This window comes from Nakamurella sp., assembly GCF_048594475.1.
In the GTDB taxonomy this organism is placed as follows: Bacteria; Actinomycetota; Actinomycetes; order Mycobacteriales; family Nakamurellaceae; genus Nakamurella.
In genome coordinates this window covers 1-2834 of sequence record NZ_JBMDXT010000422.1, presented here as the reverse complement: position 1 = coordinate 2834, position 2834 = coordinate 1, and the positions used below count along the sequence as shown (strand labels likewise).

General features: G+C 75.2%; 3 protein-coding genes. All 3 read left to right on the top strand.

Annotated features, from left to right (window positions below; translation table 11 throughout):
• Positions 1-1167, top strand: a 1167-nt coding sequence (locus ACOJUF_RS19305; protein ID WP_420123444.1) for a hypothetical protein, incomplete at its 5' end; no start/stop codon positions are given.
• Between the two features lie 83 nt (positions 1168-1250).
• Positions 1251-2150, top strand: a complete 900-nt coding sequence (locus ACOJUF_RS19300; protein ID WP_420123443.1) for an LLM class flavin-dependent oxidoreductase — start codon at positions 1251-1253, stop codon at positions 2148-2150.
• 112 nt (positions 2151-2262) lie between these two features.
• Positions 2263-2834: GntR family transcriptional regulator (locus tag ACOJUF_RS19295; RefSeq protein ID WP_420123442.1), on the top strand; the 572-nt coding region annotated here is incomplete at its 3' end.

Genomic DNA, 2834 nt, shown 5'->3' with positions numbered 1-2834 from the left:
TCGGAGGCGGTCGCCCGGCGGCGGCAGCGGCCCGGCGAGATCCCGCCGTTGTTCCAACGGATCGCGGTGAGTGCCGCCCTGGTCGCGCCGCTCGGCCGGGCCGCGCAGCGGCTGGGCGCCGGCCCGCGGACGATCGCCACGGTCACCGGTGCCCTCGGCGGCCTGCTCGGCGTCCGGCCGCAGAAGATCGCGTTCGGGCCGGCGCTGGGGGTGCTCGCCGGTGGGCTGCTGGCCCGCGCCGGCGCCCCGGGAGCGCTCACCGCGGCCGCCACCATGACGGCATACCGGACGTCGTCGGCGCTGCTGTTCCGCGACGCCCAGGTCAGCCTGCTGGCCGACCGGGTGCCGGCCGAGCAGCTGCCGTTCGTCGTGCCGCGGGCCGCCCGCACCCGGTACGTGGGCACCGGCTACCTCAGGGACCTGGCCGAGCAGCTGGCCGCCGACTACCACCCCGACGTCACCGACATCGGGATCGTGGCCTGCCTGGACGACCTGGCCGGACCCGATTTCGACCCGGCCGCCGCCGACCCGCTGGTGCGCGAGTTCTACGAGCACACCACCCGGTTCCGGCTCGACATCGACCCCCGCTGGCGGGCCTGGATCCGCCCCGGCTACCTGCTGTACCGCGCCGCGGTGGCGCGGCCCCTGGGGCAGGCCAACGTGCCGATGAACCAGCGCGACATCGAACGCGGGGTCCGGAGCCGGATCGACACGATCACCCGGCCGGCGCCGCCGGGACCACCGGCACCGCCGGACTCGCCGGGAAGCGCGGCGGCTCCGGAGACCATCCGCTGCTGGATCCGGTCGTACGCGGACACCGACGACCCGATCTACGTGGGCGTCTACACCACCTACCGGGACGCCGACCGCGGCTATGTCAGTGTCGGCTTCCCCGTCCCGCAGGGCAGCTTCACCGCCACCCTGCTGCCCCGGGCCCGGCCGGGCGGGGGCCTGATCCTGACCAGCCGCAGCGACCTGCCCCATCCGGGGCACTACCTGGCCGCGATCGACCCGGCGGGTGGCGAGCTGACCGTCCTGGCCGTCCACGGCTTCGGCGAGCGGCTGGACGTCCGGGTGCAGGACGGGCGGCTGCGGGCCGAGCACGCGTTCACCCTGTTCGGGCTGCCGTTCCTGGTGCTGCACTACCGGATCGACCGCAAGCCCTGATCCGGATCGCGACCGGCGGCCGGCCGGTCGTGGTCGCCGGCGTGGGCGGCGCCACGGGCCTTCGGGCGCGATAGCCTGCCGCGGTGTCCCCCGTGCTGCGCGTCGGCGTCGTCATCCTGCCCCAGTTCAGCTGGCCCGAGGCGCGGGCCCGCTGGGCCTCGCTCGAGGAACGGGGCTTCGCGCACGGGTGGACCTACGACCACCTGTCCTGGCGGGACCTGAGGGACGAGCCCTGGTTCGGCACGCTGCCCACCCTGGTCGCGGCGGCCACCGCGACCACCACGCTGCGGCGGGGCCCGTGGGTGATGTCGCCGAACTACCGGCATCCGGTGACCACGGCCAAGGACCTGATGACGATCGACGACGTCAGCGGGGGCCGGCTGATCGCGGCGATCGGGGCCGGCGGCACCGGCTGGGACGCCACCGTGCTGGGCCAGGCGGCGCTGACCCCGCCGCAGCGGGTCGCCCGGCTGGACGAGTTCGTCACCCTGACCGACCGGCTGCTGCGCCACCCCGACACCACCTGGCGCGGCGACTGGTTCCAGGCCGTCGAGGCGAAGATGATCCCGGCGGGCAGCCGGGACCGGATCGAGCTCGTGGTCGCCGGCAACGGCCCGAGGACGATCGGCATCGCGGCTGCCCGGGCCGATGGCTGGGCGACGACGGGCCCGGAGTCGGAGAACGTGACGACCGGCGAATGGTGGTCCCGCGTGGCCGGTCTCACCCGCCGGCTCGAGGACGCGGCGGGCCGCGCCGGTCGCGACCCGGGCACGCTGCGCCGCTACCTGAACCTGGACTCGGCGCCGGTGCTGTCGGTGTCCAGCCCGGCCGCCTTCGCGGACGCGGCGGGCCGGGCCGCGGAGCTGGGCTTCACCGACGCGGTGATCCACTGGCCGCGGCCGTCCGGGGTCTACGGCGGTGACGACCGGGTGCTCGACGCCATCGCCGGCACCCTCACCGGCGGCGCCTGGACCGGCCGGTAGACGCCCCGACGCGCTCTCCTTCGGCAATTTGGGAGAATGGTTCTCGGCACGAGGTGGACCGACCGGTCCCCCGGTGCGCCGACACTCGACCGGGGATGGGGGTACGTCCGCGATGTCCGCTTCTGCGCACTCGCCCGACCCCCTGGACCGGAGCGGCTCCACGCCGCTGTACGTGCAGCTCGCGGACGTGCTGCGCAAGCAGATCGAACGCGGCGTCTGGCAGCCGGACCAGAAGATCCCGTCGGAGAACGAGCTCAACCGGATGTACGGGATCAGCCGGATGACCGCGCGGCAGGTGCTGGCCCAGCTGGTCAACGAGGAACTGCTGTTCCGCGTCCAGGGCAAGGGCACGTTCGTCGCCCACCGCAAGATCGGCACCCGCTCCCCCACCTACATGGGTCTGCGCGAGCAGCTCGAACGGATGGGCTACGAGACCTCCACCCGCGTGCTGTCCGGCGAGGTCGTGGCCGCCCCCGCCCCCGGGGCCCGGCCCCCGGGGCGCGGCGCGGGGGCACCCGTGCACCGGCGGGTCCGGGTGCCGGTGGTGGCCGACCGCAGCGCACCCGGTCCGTCCGGGTGGTCGCCGGCCGGGCCGAGCCGGACCTGCGCCCGGCTGAACCTCCGGCCGTCGGCGAGCTCGCGGGTCGGCTGCTCGTCCCAGGATTCGATCGCCAGCGCGGTGTC